We start from the raw sequence: 23,006 nt of genomic DNA on the forward strand, positions 1-23,006 counted from the left end.
TATCAATTTAATGTTAATTAAAGGTATTCAATAGGTTAAGGGAATGCGAAATGGGAATGAGCATCAAACAGTTACGCGCGTTTTTAGCGGTAGCTCACACTCTGAATTTTGCTCATGCCAGTGAACGGCTGAATATGTCGCAACCCGCATTAAGCCTGGCGATTAAAGGACTGGAGGACTCGCTGGGCGGGGCGTTACTGTTGAGAACCACCCGCAAAGTGACCCTGACGCAGGAGGGCGAAACGCTGCTGAATATGGGGCGACAACTGCTGGCGGACTGGGAGAATACGGAAGAAGCGATGCGTCAGCGCTTTACTCTGCAACGCGGTAAAATCTCCATTGCTGCCATACCTTCGTTTGCGGCTAACGTCCTGCCACAGGTACTGAAAACCTTTCGGGATTGCTATTCCGGTATTAACGTGACGGTTCACGATGTCATAAACGAACAGGTCATTGAAATGGTGAGTGAAGGGCGGGTGGAGATGGGGATCGCCTTCGAGCCTGATTATTCAGGGCAACTGCACTTCACGCCGCTCGGTGTCGATCGTTTTGTGGCGATCGTCCCGCCAACGTCCAGGCTGGCGGGGCGAGAGCGTATTGCGTGGCGCGAACTGCTGACGCTGGATTTTATTACGCTGCAACGCCCATCTGCCGTGCGCCTGATGCTGGAAGAGCAATTGGTGCAAAGCGGACATTCGCTGGACGTAGCGCTGGAAAGCCATCAACTGGTGACCGTTGGTCGTATGGTGGCAAACGGATTAGGCGGCAGCGCAGTTCCCGCACTGTGTCGAACACAAATGACGGAACTTGGCGCAACCTGTATAGCGCTTGACGGTCCCGTGATCCAGCGGCGGATCGGGGTGCTGCGTTCGGCACACCATAAATTATCAACCGCGTCGGGAATGCTGGTGGATGCGCTGAAAAAGGCGTATCTCGCCTGAAAATGCGCAGTCAACAGACATCAATGGCGCGCCAACAGCGAACTTCACGTCCGGCTTCATTTTTCAGTAATGTCTGTTTTTTTTCACATCCGTGGGTTGCCAGCGGGCATCTGTCGCGGAAAAAACACCCTTGTGGTAGCGTCCTGTTGCCGGGGAGTTCGGTTTTACGCAGGACCAAATCCTCAGCCAGCGGCGTACCCGTTGTAGGCACCGAATCCAGCAACAGACGGGTGTAAGGATGCGCCGGATGCGAGAGAACCTGCTGCGCATCGCCCAGCTCGACAATTTGCCCAAGATACATCACCGCCACACGGTCGCTCATATGCCGTACGACCGATACGTTATGCGATATCAGCACAAAAGTCAGATTCCGGCGTGCCTGCAATGCAACCAGCAGATTGAGGATTTGCGCCTGTACTGAAATATCCAGTGCCGACGTCGGCTCATCAAGGACGATCACATCCGGCTCCGATGACAGCGCGCGGGCAATGGCAATACGCTGACGCTGTCCGCCGGAAAAGGCATGCGGCAGGCGATCGAGGTATTCCGGACGAATCCCTACCTGTCGAGCCAAATCCTCGGCCAGGGTGCGGCGTTCGCGTTCAGGGCTACGCTTTTGGATCCATACCGGTTCAGTGATTATTCGCCATACCGGCAAGCGCGGGTCCAGGGATGAAAGCGGGTCCTGAAAGACCATTTGCATACCGTTGTGTTGTTTGCCACCACCGCAGGAATAGTGCCCCTGGCTTGGCTTAAGCATCCCCATCAGCAGTTGTGCCAGCGTACTTTTACCACAGCCGGATTCGCCAACAATCCCCAGCGTTTCTCCCTGGCGGATTTGTAAATCCAGACCGTTGAGTGCATGCACCCGCTCTGTTACTTTGCCGAGCCAGTTTTTCCGCGCGGGGAAGTTGATATGAACATCCTGCAGATCCAGTAAAATATCAGACATGTGTCGTCTCCAGTTGTGGGTACCAGCAGGCGGATTGCTGATCCGCACCGCCCTGGCTGCATAAATCAGGTGTTTGTTCACAGCGAGGCCCCGCGGCAAAGCAGCGATCGCGGAATGCGCATCCGACAGGTAAACAGGTTAAATTCGGTACGGTACCCGGAATCGCGGGGAGCAAAGCACGCGGTTCACCGTGCTCAGGCGCACATTTCAGGAGGCCAATAGAGTAGGGATGCGTGGGATGCTGAATAACGGTTTGCGTGGGGCCGCTTTCAATCACGCTCCCGGCATACATAACGTATAACCGATCACACAATTGCGAGACGACGGCCATATCATGGCTGATAAACAACACGGCGGTACCGCTGGCCCGCGCTTTAAGCTTCAGTAGCCGCAATACCTGAAGCTGTACCGTGACATCCAGCGCGGTGGTGGGTTCATCGGCAATGATCAGGTCTGGCTCGCAGGAAAACGCGAGCGCAATCATCACGCGCTGACGCATACCACCAGAAAGCTCAAACGGGAAGCGGGACATCACTTCCGGGGCATCCGGAATTTGCATTTCTTCCAGTAACGCGATGGCTTTCTGCCGGGCATCTGTGCGGCTCAATGCCTGATGATGACGAATGACCTCCACCATTTGTTGGCCGATTCGACGTGTTGGATTCAACGCCGTCATCGGCTCCTGGAAAATCATCGCCACGCGCTGGCCTCGCCACTGGCGCATTTGTTTTTCGCTGGCAGTTAAAACATCTTCACCCAACAGCGTAACGCGCCCCTGATGGATACGATAGCTTCCTTCGGGTAACAGACGCATGGCGAGCATGGCTGTGACGGATTTCCCTGAGCCAGACTCACCAACCACGCCGACAATTTCACCCCGGTTGATATGCAGCGACACATGATTCAGCGCATGCACATCCGCTTTATAACCGGGGAAGCTCAGATGTAAATTCTCGATCTCCAGGACAGGTTGTGTCATGACTGTTTTCCTCCGGCTTTCGGATCCAGCAGATCGCGAATACCATCACCAAAGAGATTAAAGCCCACGGCGGTAATCAGAATGGCGGCACCAGGAAATGCGCAATACCACCACTGGTCAAGCACGTAGTTTCTACCAATCGCCACCATTGCGCCCCATTCAGCGCTGGGTTGTTGGGCGCCGAGGCCAATAAATCCGAGCGTGGCGGCCATCAGGATCGCACTGCCAATATCCAGTGATGCCTGCACAATCAGCGGGGGAAGTGAATTGCGTAAAATATGCCAGCTGATCAGATGCCAGCGTGATGCACCATAGGTTCGCGCGGCCTGTACATAAGTAAACTGACGAACGACCAACGTTTGACCGCGCGCGAGGCGTACATAGAAAGGAATACGCACAATCGCAATCGCCAGCATGGCGTTGAACAGGCTTGGCCCTAATGCGGCGGCCAGCGCCATTGTCAGTACCAGCGAAGGAATGGACAGCATAACATCCATCATACGCATGATGATCGCATCGGCACGTCCACCCATCACGCCAGACAGGCATCCCAACAGCGAGCCCAGCCCGCCAGCGATACCCACCACCACCAGACCGGCAACAATTGACTGCTGACTTCCGACCAGGACGCGGCTGAACAGATCACGACCCACTTCATCGGTGCCAAACCAGTGGATGGCCGACGGTGGCAACAGGCGTGCAGTCAGATCGATGGCGTTAGGATCGTAAGGGGTGATCCACGGAGAGAGCACCATTAACAGTAGCATCAGTACAATAATCGCGCCGCCAATCACCGTCAGCGGGCTGCTTTTCATCATCCAGAACAGTTTGGCCCAGTCCGTGCGACGGCGGGCGCTCTGCGGGGCCGCTGGCGTTTCTTGTGTGAGCATCATTGTGCACCTCCACGTCCAATTCGAGGATCTACCCACAGATAGAGCAAATCCACCACCAGGTTAACCAGCACATAGGCGAAGGAGACCACCACGGCAAATCCCATGACTGCCGGGAAATCGAGCGCCTGAATGGAGGTCACAACCCAGGCGCCCATGCCTGGCCAGGCAAAGACCGTTTCGGTCAGTACCGCACCATAGAGCAGATCGCCCAGGGCCAGACCCAGCACGGTTATTGACGGAATCAACGCATTCGGCAGCGCATAGCACAAAATGATGTACCAACCCGGTAAACCACTGGCACGCGCGGTGCGGATATAATCTTCGCTCAGTTGTTCCAGCATGGCGGAGCGAATCTGTCGGGCGACAATGCCCAGGTGTACAAAGGCCAGCGTCAGCGACGGCAGGATCAGGTGCTGCAGTGCATTGAAAAAGACCTCGGCGTTGCCTTCCAGCAGCGCATCAACCAGATAGAAACCGGTGACGTGCGTGGGAGGATCGAGCCAGTCATCGAGCCGTCCGCCGCCGGGTAAAATCTGCAAATGGCCATAAAACAACACGATAACACCGAGGCCCAACCAGAATGCCGGGGTCGAAATACCGGTGATCGCCATCAGGCGGACGAGGTGGTCGAGCCAACGGTTGCGCCAGACAGCAGACAAAATACCCAGCGGGATACCGATGATCAGCGCCAGCAGCAGAGAGCAGAAGGCCAATTCAAGAGTGGCAGGGAAGAATACGCGCAGTTCATCCAGCACCGGACGGCCTGTGCGAATGGATGTGCCTAAATCACCCTGAAAAATATCGCTGACGTAACGGAAAAACTGAATATACAGCGGCTGATTCAGTCCCAGCTGTTGGCGAATATTTTCGACAATTTCATCACTGGCGCGATCGCCGGCCAGCAGCCGTGCGGGGTCGCCCGGGATCAGATGTGAAATAATAAAAGTGATTACACAGACACCGGCAACCACCAGGATAAGTCCCCAGCATCGCTGGCGTAAAATGCTCCAGAACGTCATTAGCTTCCCCTTGCGGAGCCGGGAGGCTCCGCATTAACGTGGCTTATTTACTCATGGTGGCGATATTGAAGACCTGTTCCAGCATGGGGTTGAATACAAATCCTTTAACGTCTTTGTTCATCGCCAACTGATAGTTTTTCTGGAATAAATAGATGTAGGCTGCTTCATCAATCACGATGGTTTGCGCCTGCTGGTAATCTTTGGTTCTGACCGCCTGATCGGTGGTCGCCAGCGCGCTACGCAGCAGCTTATCGACCTCACTGTTTTCGTAGAAGGAACGGTTACCTGGCAAGCCTTTCTTATCTGACTCAAACCAGTAGTTCATGAACATGTACGGGTCAGCAAAGTCCGGGCTCCAGTTACCGATGGCAATGTCATAGTCACCTTTACCGACGCGATCGCGCATGGTGGCATTCGCCAGTTTTTCCAGTTTCACCTTAATGCCTAACTTGCCGAGGCTGGCCTGAGTGGAGAGTGCAATTGGCTCCCAGTTAGGATCATTATCGGAATACAGGAAGCTCAGGGTTTCGGGTTTGTTGGCAACGTTACCTAATGCTTCTTTTGCTTTCGCTTCATCAAAGCTGTACTGCATGGCCTTGTCATCAAAACCCCACATCCCTTCAGGAATAGGACCACGCATCTGTTTGCCGTTACCGCTGAGGATCCCATTTACCATGCCTTTATAATCGGTGGCCCACGAGATGGCGCGGCGCAAATCCACCTGATTGAGCGGGGCTTTACTGTTATTCAGATACAGATAAGTCACGCGCAACGAGGGATAATCCGCCACGTTGACTTTACCTTCCTGTTTGAGAGCAGCAAGCTGGTCAACAGGGAGTGCATCGGCGATATCAATATCGCCACGGGACAGTTGCAAACGACGGGAAGCGCTTTCTCCGATGATCTTGACCGATACGCGTTTAAATGTGGGTTTAGGGCCGGAATAATGTGGGTTGGGTACCAGTACCAGTTGTTGTCCTTTTTGCCAGCTCTTCAACATGAAGGGACCAGACCCGGCCGTATTTTGTGCCAGAAATCCACGGGCATCATCAGCGGCATGCTCTTTTAAGATCGCCGGGTTGATAATTGAGGCACCGTCATTTGCCAGCGTATACAGGAACGGCGCAAACGGCTGGCTGAGGGTGAACTTCACCGTATTGTTATCGATAGCCTCAACCTTCAAATCTTTCGGAAATGCCTCAGCCGGCCCTTGACCGATCTTGAGCAGGCGCTCAAAAGATTGTTTTACCGCATCAGCGGTCACTGGCGTGCCGTCGGCGAATTTTGCGTCGCTTTTCAGGGTAAAGATCCATTCTTTTTGGTCATCAGACGCTTTCCAGCCGCTGGCCAAATCACCTTCAACTTCTGTGGAACCTTTGCCGCCCTCTGTTTTGTACTGAACCAAACGCTGATATGAGGGATAGGTCACCGTCCAGTCGTTGTTATCGATTGTTACAGCGGGGTCGAGCGTTTGTGGATCGGCGGCTTTACCGATAACCAGCATATCTTTAGGGACGGCGGCCTGCGCGGCAGGCAAAGCGACCGCCAGCGCAACAGCTAACAGAGCGGGGCGAAAAAAAGAGGTTAACGCAGGTGTAGTCTTCATAACCAGGCTCCAGAATTAAAGGGGATGTTGTGTTGTTATGGGCGTGACAGTGTAACAAGCCATTTGATCGTCAAGCAGCGGGTAACGCGCGGCATTCGGCAGTTCGAAATGCCACCACTCGCTGTTGATGCCGACAAAACCGCCGCCGAACATGATGGCATTGAGCAGCAGCCGATTACGCTGCGCAGCCGGAGGTACTGAAGGGTGCCAGGCATGGGACCGGTCATGCATTTCATCAAAACCGGCTCCCATATCGAGAACATCACCGCGAGCGTCCATCAGCGTGACGTCAATGGCCGTACCCCGGCTGTGATTCGAGCCGATCGCCACATCCACCACATACTGCGGATCCGGACAGGCATTCCACAGTATCGCCTGCGCCTGCTGTGGGCGGTACGCGTCATACACCACCAATGACAAACCCGCCAGCTGCGCGATGCTGATGCTTTTGGCCAGCGCAGTGACGGCCTCGGAATGCAGCAGGCAGCGCGCTTCCTTGTAGATAGGCGCGCCGGTAATGTTATCGGCTGTAGCGTATTTCAGATCGATATGCAGTGACGGGAATATCACCGACAAATCGACCAGTTCTGGGGTATCTGACATAGCACGTTTCCTGTTTATTGTTCGAATTGACCAAATTGTTGTTGTAACTGGCGATTTGTTTGCAGGCGTCCCGCGAGGGAGTCGCCCAGTTGCGCCACCACCGCGGAGAGTAATAAATTGAACAGGCAACTCACCGGAGCAAGCGAATCCCAGAAGTGCCCGGTGTCCGTTTTCACCTGAAGTAAATCAATGGAATAGTCTCTGGCCCAGGGGCACCATACATCCGTAATTAACGCGAGAGGAATGCCGCGCTCACTGGCAACGCGGCAATATAGTCGGGATGTCGCCGAGTAAGCGCGCGTATCGGTGATCACGACATAAGGTTGATTAAATCCCGAGTTCAGCGACTCAACCCAGCTACCGGAAAGCCCTTCGGAGTAACTCACTTTCGGGCGCAGATATTCCAGATGGCTAAAAAAGGCGTTGGCGATCCCGCGGGTGGACTGGATCCCAAGGATATAAACGGCTTCTGCCTGCGCCAATTGCTGCGCAATACGTAAAAATGTCTCGCTTTGCGCCAGTTGGTAGACGTGGGTGATAGCGTCAATCTCCAGCAACAGCGACTGTTGTACGCGGTCAGGTAGATTTTGCTGCTGGTGCCAGGAGTCCAGGCGCTCGTTCATTCCCCATGGCTGATAGGGAATAGCGGGTATTTCACGCAGGCTGGCTTTCGCATCTTCCAGGTTACGAAACCCGAGTTTACGCAGGTAACGCCCGACGGTAATGCCACTGGTTCCTGCTGCTTTCGCGATGCCGTCTGCCGTTTCAAAAGGGATCTGTGCAGCGTGCGCTAACAACCAACCGGCAACGCGCTTTTCGCTGGGCGTTAGCTGGCTAAAGGTCTGTTCTATGCGGGCAAATAACTCAGGTTTTGATGTCATTACCATCTCGCTGTTAGTTGTTTGTCAGATACCGCGTCACTGTTACCGGATTAACAATGCAGGACGCGTGCCAGGTCAGCGACAGCGCTGCGTCGGGGTTTTTTGTTAAAAAATATCAATTTTCATTAACCAATGATCAACATTTGTGCAGCGTAGTTCAGTTTTGGTGCAAAGGTAGGGTAAGTGAGGGATGAATCTGCTGATTTCGTCGTAACGATCACATTGTGTGCAACATTTCTTATCAGACATCAGAATCAGTAATGTGAAATATAAATTTCAGCCATATCGATGGCCGTAATATTTATTCTTCTGACGGTGGGAGTATTATTTTTTGCGAACTACATTAACGGTTTAAAGCGCAAGTGTAGATATTATCTGGATTATAAATGGAGTACTACAATGAATAAATTCTCCCTTTCTACAGCAGGCATCCTGGTCGCAGCGCTGTTAACCAGTGTAAGCGTCAATGCAGCAACTGATAACGCTAAAACTGAAGTCACTCCGAAAGGCATGAGCTGCCAGGAGTTTATTGATTTGAACCCGCAAACTATGGCTCCGGTTGCTTTCTGGGTGCTGAATGAAGACGAAGACTTCAAAGGCGGCGATTTCGTTGACTATAACGAAACCATCACTACGGCTGTGCCTCTGACCGTTGAACTTTGCAAAAAACATCCGCAAAGTGAATTAAGTAAAATAAAAGAAGAAATCAAAAAAGAATTATCTAAATAAGATTAACCATGTATTAAAACCCAGTCAGAGTGCTGGGTTTTGCTATTTGTGACAACGTCACTTATTTATTTTGTAATACTTAAGAAAACGTTATAAAGATATAAACTCCTGTGCCGATACTGGGTAAAAGTTAGCCTTTTGCAGAAGGAGTTTGTATGGCCTGGTATCCTACTCGTATTTCAACGCGGTTAACCATTGGCGGCATCCTGCTGCTTGCGGTGACCACCCTTGTTATTGTTGCAATTATGCTCTGGCGTGGTCAGCCGCGCGTCGTTGAAATCAATACCGCCCTGATAGAAGAAACAGGGCAAGGTTTAACCCGTCAACTGAGTACTGTGCTCTCTCGTATCGAGGGCGAAACCGTCAGTCTGTCACGACTGGCCGAAGTACTACCTAATGATGAGTCTTTGTATCAAAGCGTGGTTCCACACCTGATTGGCGAAGACAGCCACTCAATTATTACCGGCGGCGGGATCTGGCCGGAGCCAAACGCGTTCACCGCGGGAGTAGAGAAACGTAGCTTTTTCTGGGCGCGCAATGCTGAGGGCAAGCTTGATTTTTCGAATGATTATAATGCCGAAGGATCTGCCGGTTATCACAATGAAAGTTGGTATCAGCATGCTAAAGGTCACTCACAGAACAGTTGCCTGTGGTCTGATGTTTATCAGGATGCCAGTTCCGGCGTGAACATGGTGACGTGCAGTATTCCGTATCAATTAGCCGGCAAGTTTGCCGGTGTAGCTACCACCGACATTCGTCTGGATAACGTTGCGACCTTTATGCAGCAGCAGGGCAACAGCACCGGTGGCTACGCATTTGTGGTTGATAAACAGGGGCAGATCCTCTATTTCCCCCAGGCCGATCAGACAAAATACAAAACCTTTAGCGATCTGGCGCAAAGCGCACACTGGCTGGCCCCGGTAGAAGCAGGGCTGAAATCGCTGCGCGCGACTGATGGCGTGAAAACCATTGCGCTGGAAAGCGACAACGTACTGAATGCCCCGTCACGCGTTATGTTGTTTCCGATGGCTGATACTGGCTGGGTCGTAGGGCTGGTGACACCGGAAACGCGCATCGTTGGCCTCGCTAAAGTCATGATGCAGGATGTGCTGGAAGTGCTGATCCCGATTATGACCGTGTTGCTGGTAGGGTCATGGCTGGTGGTTCGTCGACTAATTTCACGTCTCGATGATACTCGTCAGGCTCTTGATGACATCGCGCAGGGAGAAGGTGATCTTACCCGTCGTCTGGATGTTCGAGGTAAAGATGAGATTTCAGATATCGCGGAAGCCTTTAACCTGTTCGTCGATAAAATTTCCGCCATTCTGATCACCGTCAGAAGCAGTAGCGTGGTGGTAGCCAATAACGCCGTCAGCCTGGCCGACAGTAACATGGAGCTTTCTTCACGGGTAACTCAGCAGGCGGCCGCGCTGGAAGAAAGCTCGGCGGCGATGGAACAGTTAAATGCGACCGTGCATCAAAATGCGAGCAACACGCAACTGGCAGATGAACTTTCCGACAACACTGCGCAAACGGCGAATCGCTGTGGCGACGTGATGCAGGGGGTGATTTCGACAATGGATAACGTCAGTGCCTCGTCCGGTAGAATGGTGGAAATTGTAGCCGTCATCGACAGCATTGCATTCCAGACCAATATTCTGGCGTTGAACGCCGCCGTTGAAGCCGCCAGAGCGGGGGATGCAGGCAGAGGATTTGCGGTTGTCGCATCTGAAGTTCGTACCCTGGCACAGCGCAGTGCCACTGCAGCCCAGGAAATCAAAGCGTTGATCGATGAGTCCGTTTCACATGTTGGCAGCAGCAGCCAGCAAATCCACAATGCAGGTGAGCGCCTGGAAGAACTGGTCAACAACGTGCGTCAGGTTAGCCAACTGATGGGGGAAATCCGTGTCGCGGGTGAGGAGCAGCGTAAGGGTGTTTCCGAAGTCACGCTCGCCGTCACCGAAATGGACAGCACCGTGCAACAAAACGCATCGTTGATTGATGATGCCGCCACGCGAACCCAGGTGCTGAAAGAAGAGGCGGAGCAGTTGGCGTTGCTGGTCTCGTCATTCAGATTGCCTGAACCTTCAGTGGCCTGATAACGACACGATGTCCGGGTGCAAACATTGCACCCGGATAACTCCAGTATAATGACGCAGGCAGATGTTGCCGCGCGTTCAGGTGTCGGTGTAAATACCGTTTCGAATCTGGAAGCAGGTAAAAATGTAGGATTTGAGAATCTGGTCAAAGTCGCGATGGTGTTAGGCTATGGTGACGCGCTGGAGGGCTTATTCAAACCCAGGATCGACAGTCTGGATGATATTTTGCGTTACGAGAAGAGCGCGGTACGTCAGCGGGTGAAAAGGAAAAATCCTGATGCCTGAACAAGTCGATGTCTTTTAGCTCCAGATGGGCGGTTCACCGCAAGGGGCCAGGCCAAAAGCGTTACTTTATCGTGACGGTGTCACGTCAAAGTTCACCACTGCGCCCCTCCCAGAGAGCGAAAGCTGGTTGATTAAATTTCCTGCCAGGCATGAGCATGCTGAGGTATGTGCCATCGAAGCGGTGTATGCTGAATGTTTGCGGCAATGTGGGATCACTACGCCTGATACCGCGTATTTTAATCTGCCTGACGGGCAGGCGGCATTTGCTACCCGCCGTTTCGACCGTGACCAGTCGGTCCGTATTCCTATGCAGAGCCTGGCGGTATTTACCGGTGCAAATTACCAGATACCCGGTGCTTTAGATTACCGGGATTTTCTGCGCGCCACGCAGATTTGTACCAATGATGTCAGAGAAAAAGCGAAAGCGTTCGAACGCGTGGTTTTCAACGTGGCATTTAACAACCGCGATGACCATCCCAAAAACTTTGCCTATTTAATGTCAGCCGCAGGAAACTGGACTTTGGCTCCGGCTTATGACGTGACCTGGTGCGAAGGACCCGGCGGGTATCACCAAATGGACGTGCTGGGAGAAGCGCTGGATATCGACAGAAAGCACCTGCAGCAGCTTGGTGTACAGGAAGCTGAGCTATCAGCTGAGCATGTGAACGCTATAATCGACAAGATCTGCCACCATGCAACAGCGCTACAGCCAAAGACAAATACGCCGATCAGATAACACAAACCACGTTGGATACGATACAAAAACAGATTAATGATAATGTTCGTCGGTTAATGTCCCAGTAACGCAGATACAGCCGCTACACTTAGGGAAGAATTAAATCTGAACGAGGCAACGTTATGGCTGAATTTGTCGTGAATATGCTGAAAAACACGCCAGTTTGGGTGTATCTGCTGTTTGCCTTTCTACTGTATCGAGGGATTAAAGCCAGAACACCCGCCACTGTCACGCTGGAAAAGCTGGCGCTGATCCCCGCTATTTTTTTAGTCTGGGATATCTACGATTTAATCACTTATCGCGACCCGACCCTCATTACGTATATTCAGTGGGCGATAGGTATCATCAGCGGCGCAATCATTGGCTACATATTAATTAACCCCGGCCGTTTGAGCCGCAGTAGCGCACCACGGAGTATTCACCGTCCGGCAGATTATTCCGCATTGCCATTTATGCTGCTGGCATTCGGCGTTAAGTACGTACTTGGCGTACTTAACGCCATTTCCCCCGACGTTTTACGTCAACCCGCAATGAGCGCCCTGGCGATCATTACAGGCGGTATCTTCGCTGGCGTTTTTGTGGGGAAATTTGCCCGCTACGTGAGCGTCTGGCTCAGGCTTCCCGCTCAGAACAACCATTAACGTCCCCAACGGTTGCGAATATAAGTTACTGCTTCCTGCGTTTGCGGTTGATTAAGGTAATCTTCGCGAAACAGAATAGTGCCGTTAATGTGCGGTTCAGACTCGTTCAGATCGAGCTGTTTCTTCAACTCCGGTACGCCGCCTTTAACCGTCCAGTCTGGTTCTTTTCGCGACGGCTCGCCAACTTTGTACAGCGCCACCCCAATATACAGGCGGGTGTTGGTTGATTTCACGACATCTGCCCACCATTTTGCCAGCACATCGTACCGCGCCGCATCGCGGGCGAAGGGCCAGTACAGCTGCGGGGCGATGTAGTCCAGCAGACCCAGTTGCACCCAGCGACGGGTATCGGCGTACGATTCATCATACGCTGCCGCGCCGCGCGTGTCGGACCCCGCCGGATCGTGCGAACGGTTGCGCCATACGCCCGCAGGGCTGACGCCAAATTCGACTTCAGGCTTGAGTTTCTTGATGGTTTGTGAAACCTGGACGATCAGGCGTTGCGTGTTATCACGCCGCCAGTCTGCTTTGGAAGCGAATCCCTGGCCGTATCGTCTGAAAGTCTGGCTGTCGTTGAGCGCAGACCCGGGAGACTCGGTATAGAAGTAATCATCAAACTGCACGCCGTCAACCGGGTAATTCTCAACCACTTCAGCCACGATGCTGGTTATCCAGTCGCGCACTTCAGGAATACCGGGGTCTAATACAAAACGCTCGCCCGAAGTGCGGATCCAGTCCCGATGCAGAACATAAACGCTGGAAGGTGTCTGTGACAGCGTGTTGTTTAATTCGGTGATTGTCGAAGGTTTGGTGTTCACGGATACGCGGTAGGGGTTAAACCATGCATGAACTTTCATGCCGCGTTTATGCGCTTCATCAAGCATAAACTGGAGCGGATCGTACCCCGGATGCTGACCAATCGTTCCCGTCAGAGTATCAGACCACGGCAAGATTTTAGACTGCCATAGCGCGGTGGCATCAGGCTTCACCTGGAAAAAAACGGTGTTGATACCAAGACGTTTCAGATTGTCCAGCTTGTCAGTCAGCGCTTTTTGCTGTTGGCTGATGCGAACGGCAGGCGAACTGATGTTGACTGATGAAATCGGCGGCCAGTCCAGACGCGAAACCGTTGCCAACCAGATACCGCGCACTGGCTCTTTGCTCTGCTGTGGTTTGTTTACCGGAGGCTGTGGGGTGATCTTAGATCCCGGCGGCTGTGAAGAACAACTGCCCAGCAGCAACATACTACCTACCAACAGCGCGAACCATTTCATGTTGGTTAGCGGCAACCTGGCGCGGGAACGGGCGAGTAAATCCGCCAGTTTTTTCTTATAATTTTCTGAAATAAAACCGGATGCAGACATCAGATTTGGCTCTTATTTCTTCTTGTTGCGGCTGTTAGCCCAGGGATCAATGGCCTGTTCAGTGGTGTTATTTGAGGCCAGGTCATCCAGAGAATCAAGGTACAGCGCTTCAACTTCTGCCCGCGCCCACGGCGTACGGCGCAGAAACTTCAGACTGGATTTAACGCTCGGTTCATTTTTAAAACAGTTGATATTAATGCGTTGCGCCAGCTCAGCCCAGCCGTAACGATCAACCAGTGCATTGACCTGCATTTCAAGCGTTACGCCATGCAAAGGGTCTTTAAAAATATGAGCATTCATATGAAGTCCAGTTCAGTGGTTCCAGATTTTGTCAGTAGTGCGACGGCAAGAAGGTTACAAGAAAGCAAAGCTGCCAGCAATGGCAGAAACCGGCATGGCGCGGTAAGCCGAACGCCATACCGGCAATGGAGGGTTCAATACTCTTTAAAGGCCAGTTCCAGACGGGCAATTAACGGTTTAAACAGGTAACTCATCAGGGTTCGTTCACCGGTCTTGATCGTCACGCTGGCGGGCATTCCCGCTTTAATTTTGTAATCGCCCAGCAAGCGCGCGCCCTCCGCTGAGACCTGAACTTCAGCAAGGTAGTATGGTTGCTGAGTGCCCTCATCAATTAAACGATCCGCCGAGATAGTCAGAACCCGGGCCGGAACCGACGGTAACAGCGCGTGGTTAAGGGCAGGGAACAACACATCAACGGTTAAACCAGGGGCCAGTTTATCAATGGCGTGTACCGGTATTTTGGCATCAATTTGCATCGGCTGTCCGGCGGCGACAATATCCATCAGATGTTCGCCTGGCTGAATAACGCCGCCGACGGTACTGACCTTAACATCCAGCACCACGCCGTTAATCGGCGAGCGGATCTCAGTGTTATCCAGTTCATGACGGGTAGACACCAGTTCATCCTCCAGCATCGCCACCTCTTTTTGGTTTTCGGTCAGTTCAGACTCAACTTCACGCAGATATTGATGACGCACCTGGTACGCTTTAATTTTTAATTCGTTCTGTTGGGATTTCAGTTTGGCAATGTTAAGAATGTCTTCTGAAACGCTGCCGGATATTTCTGCCGCCTCGCGCTCAAGCACCAGTAATTGCGCTTTGGGATAATAGTTTTTTTCACTCAGCGCGCGAATAGCGCCTAATTCCCGGTTAATCAGATTGAACTGGCGATCGCGATAACCTTTTATTTTATTGAGATTATCCGTTTGTCCTACCAGACCATCGAGCGTCTCCTGAATCATTGAAAGTTCGTCCTGAATGGTTTTGCGGCGCGTTTCGAAAAGTTTGGCCTGCAGATTTCTGACTTCGGCCAGTCGCTTATTGCCGGAGAACTGCTGCGTCAGCGTCGTATTAAAGCCGATCGCTTCCAGTCCATCGCGTTCTGCCAACAGGCGGTCTTCAATGCTTTTGGCTGAAATATACTGCGCATTTAACGCGCTGAAACGCATTTCGAGCTGCATTTTATCCAGCCGGACGAGAACCTGGTTTTTCTTCACAACGTCGCCTTCTTTAATAAAGATATCCGTTACCCGACCGCCGCTCAGGTGTTGGATCGTTTTTCGGTTACTCGATACGGTTACCGTACCATCAGCCACCACGCCCGCATCCAGCGGCGCTTGTACTGCCCAGAGAATGAAGCTGCCGACACCCAGCACAATAACGATCACGCCCCGGATAATCGGCGACCAGATATTGGTATCTACGTCAGCAGAGGCCACGTTGTCAGGTTTCTTTTTCATCATCAGGCCTCGCGTTGCTGTTCAGTCGTGGGTGAAGACGGCGTTGCTACCGGTTTCAATATGTTGGCCTGACGCAAATGGGCGAAAACCTGATCGCGGGTACCAAACTCCTGTATCGCGCCATCGTTAAGCAACAAGACCTTATTGACCACGCCAAGCAGCGTGGGCCGGTGCGAGATAATAACGGTGGTTTGTCCCTGCGTACGCAGGATATTGATGGCTTTTACGAGCGCAAACTCGCCTGCATCATCAAGATTGGCATTCGGTTCATCCAGCACGACAAACGCCGGGTTGTTGTATACGGCGCGGGCCAGGCCAATGCGCTGCCGCTGCCCGCCGGAGAGTTGGTATCCTCCCGCGCCAAGCAGGGTGTCGTAACCTTGCGGCAAACGCAGGATCATGTCATGCACGCCCGCCAGCAGCGCGGCAGCGACGATCAACTCACTGTCATTTTTCGTGAAGCGGGCGATGTTTTGCGCGATGGTGCCATCAAACAGTTCAACATCCTGCGGCAGGTAGCCAATTGACGGGCCCAGCAGCGCTTTATCCCACTGGCAAATATCTGCACCATCTAATCTGACTTTCCCTGATAACGGTTTCCAGACACCAACCAGAACCTTTGCCAGCGAGGTTTTTCCTGAGGCTGAAGGGCCGATAATCCCCAGCACTTCACCTTGCTCCAGCTGGAATGAGATATTACGCAGTAGCGGGGAAGGCTGGCCGGGGGCTGCAGCGAAGACGCTTTCGACGCTGATGTTGCCATTCGGGCGCGGCAGGGTCAGTACCTCTTTCGGCGCCGGATACTCCTTCAGCAAAGTGGAGAGCTGATGCCACGCGCTACGAAACTGCACGAACTGCTTCCAGCTGCCAATGACTTGTTCTACCGGGTTGAGGACGCGTCCAAGAATGATCGAGGCGGCAATCATCAAGCCCGGGGTAATATGGCCGCCGATCACCAGTAAAGCGCCAGCGCCCAGCGCAATCGACTGCAGCAATACCCGCACAAAGCGGCTGAGACTGCTTAACCCGGCCGTTTTGTCGGCAATCTGCGTTTGTAGCGCCAGCACTTTGTTATGTTGCTCCTGCCAGTTGGACTTCAGGGTCGAAAGCATCCCCATCGCTTCAATGGCATCGGCGTTTTGCAGCTGTTTATTCAGTTTGCTGGCATTGTTAATGGTTAAGGCGTGCGCTTGCTGAATCGGGCGCTTGGTGGAGATTTCAGATACCAACGTCAGAATAAATAATAATGTTATTCCACCGAGAGAAAGATATCCCAGCAGGGAATGGACCAAAAAGGCGATGAACAGATATATCGGCGTCCAGGGAATATCCAGCAAGGCGAACAGACTATTCCCGGAAAGAAACTGACGGAGCTGATCCAATTCGGCTAAAGACTGTGCCGGATTGTTATCGCCGGTGGCGATCTTTCTTTTAAATGCCGCGTTAAAAACCAACTGGCTCAGCTTGATATCCAGCCGGTTACCAAGCCTGACCATGACCTGCGCACGGGCAGATTCAATTAGGGCAATAACAATGTACAGGCCGACAATCAATAAGGTTAACATTAGCAGCGTGGTGGTATTTTTACTGACCAGCACGCGATCGTAAACCTGTAGCATATAAATTGCCGGCGCCAGCATAAGCAGATTAATCACACAACTAAAAAACAACAGCATCAGAAAAGTGGGTTTCGTTCCTTTTAATGCATCATTCAGTTCTGTTGGCGTATGCTGGCGCGACATAGTCTTCTCCTTATACGATCAATGAACTATTGCCATTATTGCTGGCAAGGGTGGTGGGCATTTCCAGATAAAAGTCACCAATATTCACGGTGGTTGAATTGACGCCCACCAATGTGATGGTGTCGGTACCGATGGTCACAACGGTGTTGCCATTGTTTCCGGTGATAGACACGCTGCTGGCAAAATTACCCGCATTGATGCCTAACAAGACGAGATCAAGGAAGTCCTGACCGCCGTTGGGATTACTGTCAAAACCGGTGACTCGGTCTTGCCCAAAGTTAGCCCCGAAGGCGAATATATCGCTCCCGGCACCACCATCCAGAGTGTCATTCCCCTCCTGGCCATTGAGAATATCGTCGCCGCTACCGCCGGTGAGGGTATCCGCGCCCGCGCCGCCAATCATGACGTCGTTGCCGTTTCCACCCTGCAGGTTATCAGCGCCATCTCCGCCATCAAGGAAGTCATTGCCGATCCCGCCAAACAGCTGGTCATTCCCGCCCATACCGAACAGATAGTCATTGCCGGAACCGCCCGTAATGGTGTTTGCAATGGCATTACCGGTGCCGATAAAACTGCCGCTGCCGGTAAAGACCAGTTCTTCCACGTTGTCAGTAAGGTCGTAGCTGCTGAGGCTGGTGCGCACAATGTCTGTACCACCATTCACACCTTCGATAACCACATCGCCGAAATCATCAACAATGTAGGTGTCATCACCCGCGCCACCGGTCATGCTGTCGGCGCCAAGCCCGCCATCAAGTGTGTCATTACCCGCGTCGCCTTGCAGGATATCTTGCCCCGCCTGACCAGACAGGCTGTCGTTACCCGCACCGCCGACGAGAAGATCGTCACCGGCGCCGCCCAGCAAGGTGTCATTCCCGCCTTCACCGCGCAGAATATCGCTCCATGCTGTACCAACGAGTGTGTTAGCGCCGTTGTTCCCGACAATCAGATCACCCACTGGCTGAGTGGTGGTCGACGTCAGAACAACAGGGGGATTGCCTTCATCGTCGACGACGGTAACCACCACCTGCAGCGTCCGACCGACCATGGCCTGGCCCGGTGTATAGGTAGCAGATGTCGCGCCGTTAATGTTGACGAACCCGGTCGGGGTACTCATTCTCCATTGATACGTGAAATTACCGCCGCTCAGACCGTCGGCATCAGCAATTCCCGAAACCACCGCGGTCAGCGTCAGGCTTTCGGTCGGAGTAAGGTCATTAATCACCGGCACACCGGTGGTGGCCTGATTTCGCGGTAGGATTGACTGAGTTTGTGCCGACACCAGCGTTTCAGCGTCGCCCATGCGGTCGTTAAAACTGGCAACCACGCGCAGCGGCGCGCCCTGAATAGCGCCAGGCACTCTGAACTCCACGCCGGTCGCCTGATCCCGCCATTGACCATTGACGAATGCCTGCCAGGTCATGGTGATGGCGACATCCGCCGCCAGCCCATTACCATCCAGCAAGTTCGCCACGTTGACGCGCAGCAGGTCGCCCACCGAAGGGTTAGGATTGCTGATAGTAAGATCGCCCGTCGCTTGCTGCGCCGTCACCCACAGTTGCTGACCATCGCCAAACTCCAGTTTTTCGATGTTCAACAGGCGATCAATGCCATCATTAAGGTTCAGCGCGGCATCAGGCGTGGTGTGATCGACGCGCAGGCTTCCGTCTGCCATACGGGTAAAGGCATAGTTGCTACTGATATCGCGGTACACTGCCACATCAGTTTCAGTGCCATCACCGTCATAAAGGATTTCTCGCACAATCGACAACTGATTGGGTTTCAGCGTGCCAGCCAGCATGTACGACTTCAGTTCGGCCATGCCTTCAGCGCTGGTGAGTCCCGCCATACCGGTAACGGCGATACGAACGTTAAGCCAGGCATCACCATCAATGATGTCGTTCCCCGCTTTACCCATAATGCGGTCGCTGCCGCCACCGCCGAGTAAAATATCGCTACCATCATCAGGGTTCAGCAGTACCGCGTTCGGATTCGCCGAGCGTTCTACGCCGAGAATGGCTTGCAGGCCGTCAATTCTGTCAGCCCCCTCCTGGGTGAGATTGTTGGAGAGGGGAACACCCTGAACCGGTGCCGTACCGAGCGGCTGTTCCGTACCGGTTAAGATATCGTTGTGTTTCCATCCGGACAGTCCTTCAACCAGGTCGAAACGGTCACGCAGAATAAATTCCTGCTGGTTGACGAAAATCGGGATCCCGAGGTCAGAGTTTGCTGCGTTCGGGTCGCCTTTATGGATAGCCCAGTCAAAACCGGCCATGCCGTTATTGCGCTGAATGCCCGCGCCCTGAACCATAATGTCGTCACCGGCTTCTCCATCGTAGTCAGTGTCATTGCCCTGACCATTCAGAACGTCGTGACCAATAATGGTACTGTTAAAAAACAGCTCTGAGTTGTCTCCGGCGAGGGTGTCAAATCCGTCGCCACCTTCCAGCCAGTCGTCTCCTTCGTTGCCCATCAGGAAATCAGCGCCCGATCCCCCAAGCGCAAAGTCGTTATCCTGCCCCGAGAAGACCTCCTGAGCATCTTCGCCGACCACCACGAAGTCGCTGCCGCTGCCGCCAAAGACCAGATCGTTCCCGTTACCGGAGAAGATGACATCGTGTCCGGCATCGCCGTGCAGGAAGTCGGCATCGCCCACGGGCGTACCGGTGTCAGTAATGATGTCGTCACCGTCGCCGCCGTGAACCACATCCGCTTCATCACCACCGTCCAGACGATCATCACCGCCGTCGCCCCACAGGCTGTCGATGCCTTTCCCCCCGATTAACGTATCGTTGCCTGCCGTACCGCCAAGTACCACATGCCCATCGCCGGTATATTTCAGATACCCACCGTCGGCAAAGCCATCGCCATCCACATCAGCACCCGGATCGCGACGCACCAGCAGCGGCGAGAGCAGATCCTTCAGCGGATTCCCCCATTTCGGATCGATTTCCGTTTGCAACACACGGTTCACTTCAAAAATATGGTCCGGCGTCTGGAACAGATTGGCGGGCAGGTGAGAGGAATCCGCGTCGCCGAGATCGCTGTTACGCATTACCAGCGCGGAAAACGAGTTAGCTTCCAGTTCATTGAGCATGTTCAGACCCTGAACGCGACTCAGATAGTAGAAACGGTCGCCGTCCTGCAACATTTCCATTTGCGTTTCAAAAACAAAGTTGAAGGTTGACCCCAGCATGCCGCCAAATTCATTTTTGCGCTCGGCCAGCCCGCCAATCCAGAAATCGACCATATTCAGTCCGGTTTCTTTGGTTGCCCACGCACCGGTGCTGTTGAAGAAATCCATGGCATCCGCAGGTGGGGCGTTGTTGGCGTCGCCAAACAGCAGGAAGTTCACCGCCGCGCGCTTACCTTCAAGGCTGGTGGCATTGAGGATCAGCTCATGCTGACCGTAAGCGGCCATAAAATTAATGATCGAGGCCGGGTTTTTCAGGTAGGTGGTAAAGTCAGCCCAACTGGTATAGGGCCGTAGTTGGCTATCACCGCTCAAGGCAAAGAACTGCTCGCGAGCCTGGTTTAGCGTTGGCATTGCTGTATCGCGACCACGGGCAATGTTAAGCGCGCCTAAATCCAGCGGCAGGCCGATCAGGTTATTACGCAGGGCATCGGTAATAAACTCATCAATTTCGTTGCCCACCTGACGCGTCATACCACGCACAATCGCGCCGATGGCCTGATCGTCAGTAACGGTAGCACCGTTGATGTCATTGAATGCCACGGGATTCAGGAACGCGGCAATCAGGCCGAGATCGCCGCTTTGCATATCAATGTCGGTACGCGCCACGGTTTCTGTCAGCATTGAATGCCCGAAACGGTAAACCACATGCGCAAACTCGGCAAAGATCTGCGGGTTGATATCCGCCGTGTTGGAGAAGACAAACGGATCGACGGCGGGTTGTACTGTACGAGCAAATTCCTCAAACACGAGGTGCTGATACTGCATTTCCGTGGAGAAGCGACCGGCCTGGAATAAGTATTCGCCGTTCCAGACCAGAGTAGAGGTATCGGCAGGTAATTCTGTGATTTGGTGATTCGGCATCAACCACTGGTTAATCAGATCGATATCACCGGTTTCCAGCAGCGTGGTTTTATACTGTTCAACCAGGCGGTTATGTTCGCTGTGAAAAACGGCATGCACCGCGGTTAAGCCAATATTCTCATTCCCACGCCCGTCGCCGGTAATAAAGTGACGGTCGAGCAGTTCGTTATCATAAGTTCCTGCAGGTTGTGGTCCTTCGCCGCCGATAGCACTGTCATCATCTGCCAGCAGGCCCGCTTTTGGTGCGGCAGTATGTGCAATATCATCCAGAAACGCATGACCGGTGCGGAACGTCCCCTCAGGTAACAAACCGCCATTAGCCTCTACCAGCCCGGCAGTCGTAACAATCTGCACCTTGCCATTTTCACTTAAAATCAAATTACCGTAACGGTCCGTCGCCAGCAGAGGAACATTAAAAACATCCTGATCGGTAAGCTTAATGCCAAGCAGGGTTTCAGCCTGGTTTTTAACGTCAGCCCAGGTCGCCAGTCCTCCGTTAGCGCCGCCTAACAGATTCCCCGTTGGCTCAGGTTTCCCATCAATGATGACGTATTCGCGGATGAAAATCTGATGTGAAGGATGGGAGGTGTAGGTTTGGTTTTGGTCGATGAAGGGGGTTGTAAGGTTTACCGTCTCTCGATTCTCATCAACTGTCGCCCGGGTTAATAACATAAAGTTTGTATCCGACCCCTCCACATATAAAGGGTCATCGGGCTGGAGCGGAATGAAAACAATACCGTTGCCTCCTTTCGGTATCAAATCCAGACCGTGGTCGAAAAACTGGCCAAAGAAGGTCATCCAGCCATTAAACGCAGGGGAGAGCCCAATATCGGGAGACTGATTGGGAATGGATAAGCTGTCATCCCCAGTAACAGTCCCGCCGCCGGGCGCATCCTTTAATGCGTTAAAAACCTCAAGTGCGGCCGGGTTTGAGGTCGTCTGGTCTGAAATTAAATTACTAATAATTCGTGGGTCGGCATCAATAACCATGCCGCCAATCTGTATATAACTGGTCATTTGATCCGCATCTTGCCAGTTTAAAGCTGTTAACCTTGGCATGGTCTGATCGGCTGAACCGTATAACTCCTGGCCCGGTAGAAGGTTATTCCATGAACCATCTACCGTGCGAAGTCCATAGGGCAAGAGTGGACTGGAGACTAATTCCCGAAGCATTTCAGCATTAACGCTCCCGTCTGGGTTAGTTGCCGCTTCGGATATTTTGATCTGCTTAAGAATAAAAGCAAGATCGTGCAGGGTGACAGTAAAGTCATATTGTGAGGTCATAAGTTATTACCCCTATCTTTACTTGTATTAGCTATCATCATTCGTTCTCATGTTTATAAAAAACATGTGAGAATGAGTCGTATTTAGTGCTTGGTTGTTATTGCTTGTACAACTCCATTTAATAAAACACTCAGATTATCAATGACGTATTTAGCGTCATCTTCGCGGATATTCACATCGCGAAATAATGTATTCGCAGGTTTAAAAATTTGCTATTGGTGTGCAAAAGACACACTTGCTCTCTTGAATTATCAGGCATATTCAAGGTCTGCTGCGTCGCAAGTTTGAGCGTAGTAAGGGTTAGATGTGTTGTTTTTTTCTCACATTACATTTCTGTGATGATCATAACTATGGTTTTTCCTTTGCCGACTTCACTCATACTTTTCTATGAATAAGATTGTATTTTCATTTCTTTACATTAGGGGGGTGGCAATT

At 52.5% G+C, this 23,006-nt stretch carries 16 protein-coding genes and 2 pseudogenes; 6 read left to right on the plus strand and 12 right to left on the minus strand.

Going from position 1 to position 23,006, the window contains the following annotated elements; genetic code table 11:
* Nucleotides 1–50: 50 nt before the first annotated feature.
* Nucleotides 51–941 (plus strand): LysR family transcriptional regulator, encoded by an 891-nt coding sequence (locus tag I6L54_RS13580; RefSeq protein WP_040231050.1) that lies wholly within the window; start codon nucleotides 51–53, stop codon nucleotides 939–941.
* A gap of 10 nt (nucleotides 942–951) precedes the next feature.
* Here I6L54_RS13580 and I6L54_RS13585 read toward each other — a convergent pair whose 3' ends face one another.
* Genes I6L54_RS13585 through I6L54_RS13615 form a run of 7 tightly spaced genes read right to left on the minus strand, consistent with a single transcriptional unit; the run spans nucleotide 952 to nucleotide 7,874 of the window.
* Nucleotides 952–1,893, minus strand: a complete 942-nt coding sequence (locus tag I6L54_RS13585; RefSeq protein ID WP_040231051.1) for an ABC transporter ATP-binding protein — start codon at nucleotides 1,891–1,893, stop codon at nucleotides 952–954.
* On the minus strand, nucleotides 1,886–2,872 hold the full coding sequence (locus tag I6L54_RS13590) for an ABC transporter ATP-binding protein (RefSeq protein WP_040231052.1): 987 nt from the start codon (nucleotides 2,870–2,872) through the stop codon (nucleotides 1,886–1,888). The genes I6L54_RS13585 and I6L54_RS13590 overlap by 8 nt, the downstream gene beginning before the upstream one ends.
* Nucleotides 2,869–3,765: a D,D-dipeptide ABC transporter permease gene (ddpC, locus tag I6L54_RS13595; RefSeq protein WP_040231054.1), complete on the minus strand. Its 897-nt coding sequence runs from the start codon at nucleotides 3,763–3,765 to the stop codon at nucleotides 2,869–2,871. Before ddpC ends, I6L54_RS13590 begins: the two co-directional genes overlap by 4 nt.
* Nucleotides 3,762–4,784 carry an ABC transporter permease gene (locus I6L54_RS13600; RefSeq protein WP_005122653.1) on the minus strand — a complete coding sequence of 341 codons (1,023 nt, stop codon included), beginning with the start codon at nucleotides 4,782–4,784 and terminating at the stop codon, nucleotides 3,762–3,764. The genes ddpC and I6L54_RS13600 overlap by 4 nt, the downstream gene beginning before the upstream one ends.
* A 43-nt stretch (nucleotides 4,785–4,827) precedes the next feature.
* The gene (locus I6L54_RS13605) at nucleotides 4,828–6,390 is read right to left on the minus strand and encodes an ABC transporter substrate-binding protein (RefSeq protein WP_040231057.1); all 1,563 of its coding nucleotides are present in this window, start codon (nucleotides 6,388–6,390) and stop codon (nucleotides 4,828–4,830) included.
* A 15-nt stretch (nucleotides 6,391–6,405) separates the two neighbouring features.
* Complete coding sequence (gene ddpX / locus I6L54_RS13610; protein WP_040231058.1) at nucleotides 6,406–6,993, minus strand: D-alanyl-D-alanine dipeptidase; 588 nt, start codon at nucleotides 6,991–6,993, stop codon at nucleotides 6,406–6,408.
* A gap of 14 nt (nucleotides 6,994–7,007) precedes the next feature.
* On the minus strand, nucleotides 7,008–7,874 hold the full coding sequence (locus tag I6L54_RS13615; protein WP_005122658.1) for a MurR/RpiR family transcriptional regulator: 867 nt from the start codon (nucleotides 7,872–7,874) through the stop codon (nucleotides 7,008–7,010).
* 399 nt (nucleotides 7,875–8,273) lie between these two features.
* On the opposite strand from I6L54_RS13615, the gene hdeB reads away from it, so the two are divergent.
* The 5 genes and pseudogenes from hdeB (at nucleotide 8,274) to I6L54_RS13640 (ending at nucleotide 12,364) form a co-directional block, all read left to right on the plus strand.
* Nucleotides 8,274–8,603 (plus strand): acid-activated periplasmic chaperone HdeB, encoded by a 330-nt coding sequence (hdeB, locus tag I6L54_RS13620; RefSeq protein WP_005122660.1) that lies wholly within the window; start codon nucleotides 8,274–8,276, stop codon nucleotides 8,601–8,603.
* A 155-nt stretch (nucleotides 8,604–8,758) separates the two neighbouring features.
* The gene (locus I6L54_RS13625; RefSeq protein WP_040231059.1) at nucleotides 8,759–10,702 is read left to right on the plus strand and encodes a methyl-accepting chemotaxis protein; all 1,944 of its coding nucleotides are present in this window, start codon (nucleotides 8,759–8,761) and stop codon (nucleotides 10,700–10,702) included.
* A 51-nt stretch (nucleotides 10,703–10,753) separates the two neighbouring features.
* Nucleotides 10,754–10,987: pseudogene (locus I6L54_RS13630) on the plus strand (helix-turn-helix domain-containing protein); the annotation flags it as partial.
* A 19-nt stretch (nucleotides 10,988–11,006) separates the two neighbouring features.
* A pseudogene (locus I6L54_RS13635) lies at nucleotides 11,007–11,791 on the plus strand (type II toxin-antitoxin system HipA family toxin); the annotation flags it as partial.
* A gap of 54 nt (nucleotides 11,792–11,845) precedes the next feature.
* Nucleotides 11,846–12,364 carry a hypothetical protein gene (locus I6L54_RS13640; protein ID WP_040231060.1) on the plus strand — a complete coding sequence of 173 codons (519 nt, stop codon included), beginning with the start codon at nucleotides 11,846–11,848 and terminating at the stop codon, nucleotides 12,362–12,364.
* On the opposite strand, the gene I6L54_RS13645 is transcribed toward I6L54_RS13640, so the two are convergent.
* The 5 genes from I6L54_RS13645 to I6L54_RS13665 all read right to left on the minus strand — a co-directional run bounded on the left by I6L54_RS13645 (nucleotide 12,361) and on the right by I6L54_RS13665 (nucleotide 22,571).
* Nucleotides 12,361–13,728 carry a glycoside hydrolase family 10-like protein gene (locus tag I6L54_RS13645; protein ID WP_040231062.1) on the minus strand — a complete coding sequence of 456 codons (1,368 nt, stop codon included), beginning with the start codon at nucleotides 13,726–13,728 and terminating at the stop codon, nucleotides 12,361–12,363. The two genes, I6L54_RS13640 and I6L54_RS13645, sit on opposite strands and share 4 nt — an antisense overlap.
* A gap of 12 nt (nucleotides 13,729–13,740) precedes the next feature.
* Nucleotides 13,741–14,028, minus strand: coding sequence for a VF530 family protein (locus tag I6L54_RS13650; RefSeq protein WP_040231070.1), 288 nt, complete (start codon nucleotides 14,026–14,028; stop codon nucleotides 13,741–13,743).
* 134 nt (nucleotides 14,029–14,162) lie between these two features.
* Complete coding sequence (locus I6L54_RS13655) at nucleotides 14,163–15,491, minus strand: HlyD family type I secretion periplasmic adaptor subunit (RefSeq protein ID WP_137378526.1); 1,329 nt, start codon at nucleotides 15,489–15,491, stop codon at nucleotides 14,163–14,165.
* Nucleotides 15,491–17,230, minus strand: a complete 1,740-nt coding sequence (locus I6L54_RS13660) for a type I secretion system permease/ATPase (protein WP_040231072.1) — start codon at nucleotides 17,228–17,230, stop codon at nucleotides 15,491–15,493. Before I6L54_RS13660 ends, I6L54_RS13655 begins: the two co-directional genes overlap by 1 nt.
* A gap of 10 nt (nucleotides 17,231–17,240) precedes the next feature.
* Complete coding sequence (locus tag I6L54_RS13665) at nucleotides 17,241–22,571, minus strand: peroxidase family protein (RefSeq protein ID WP_040231074.1); 5,331 nt, start codon at nucleotides 22,569–22,571, stop codon at nucleotides 17,241–17,243.
* Nucleotides 22,572–23,006: the final 435 nt, after the last annotated feature.

It is taken from the genome of Citrobacter pasteurii, from assembly GCF_019047765.1.
In the GTDB taxonomy this organism is placed as follows: Bacteria; Pseudomonadota; Gammaproteobacteria; order Enterobacterales; family Enterobacteriaceae; genus Citrobacter; species Citrobacter pasteurii.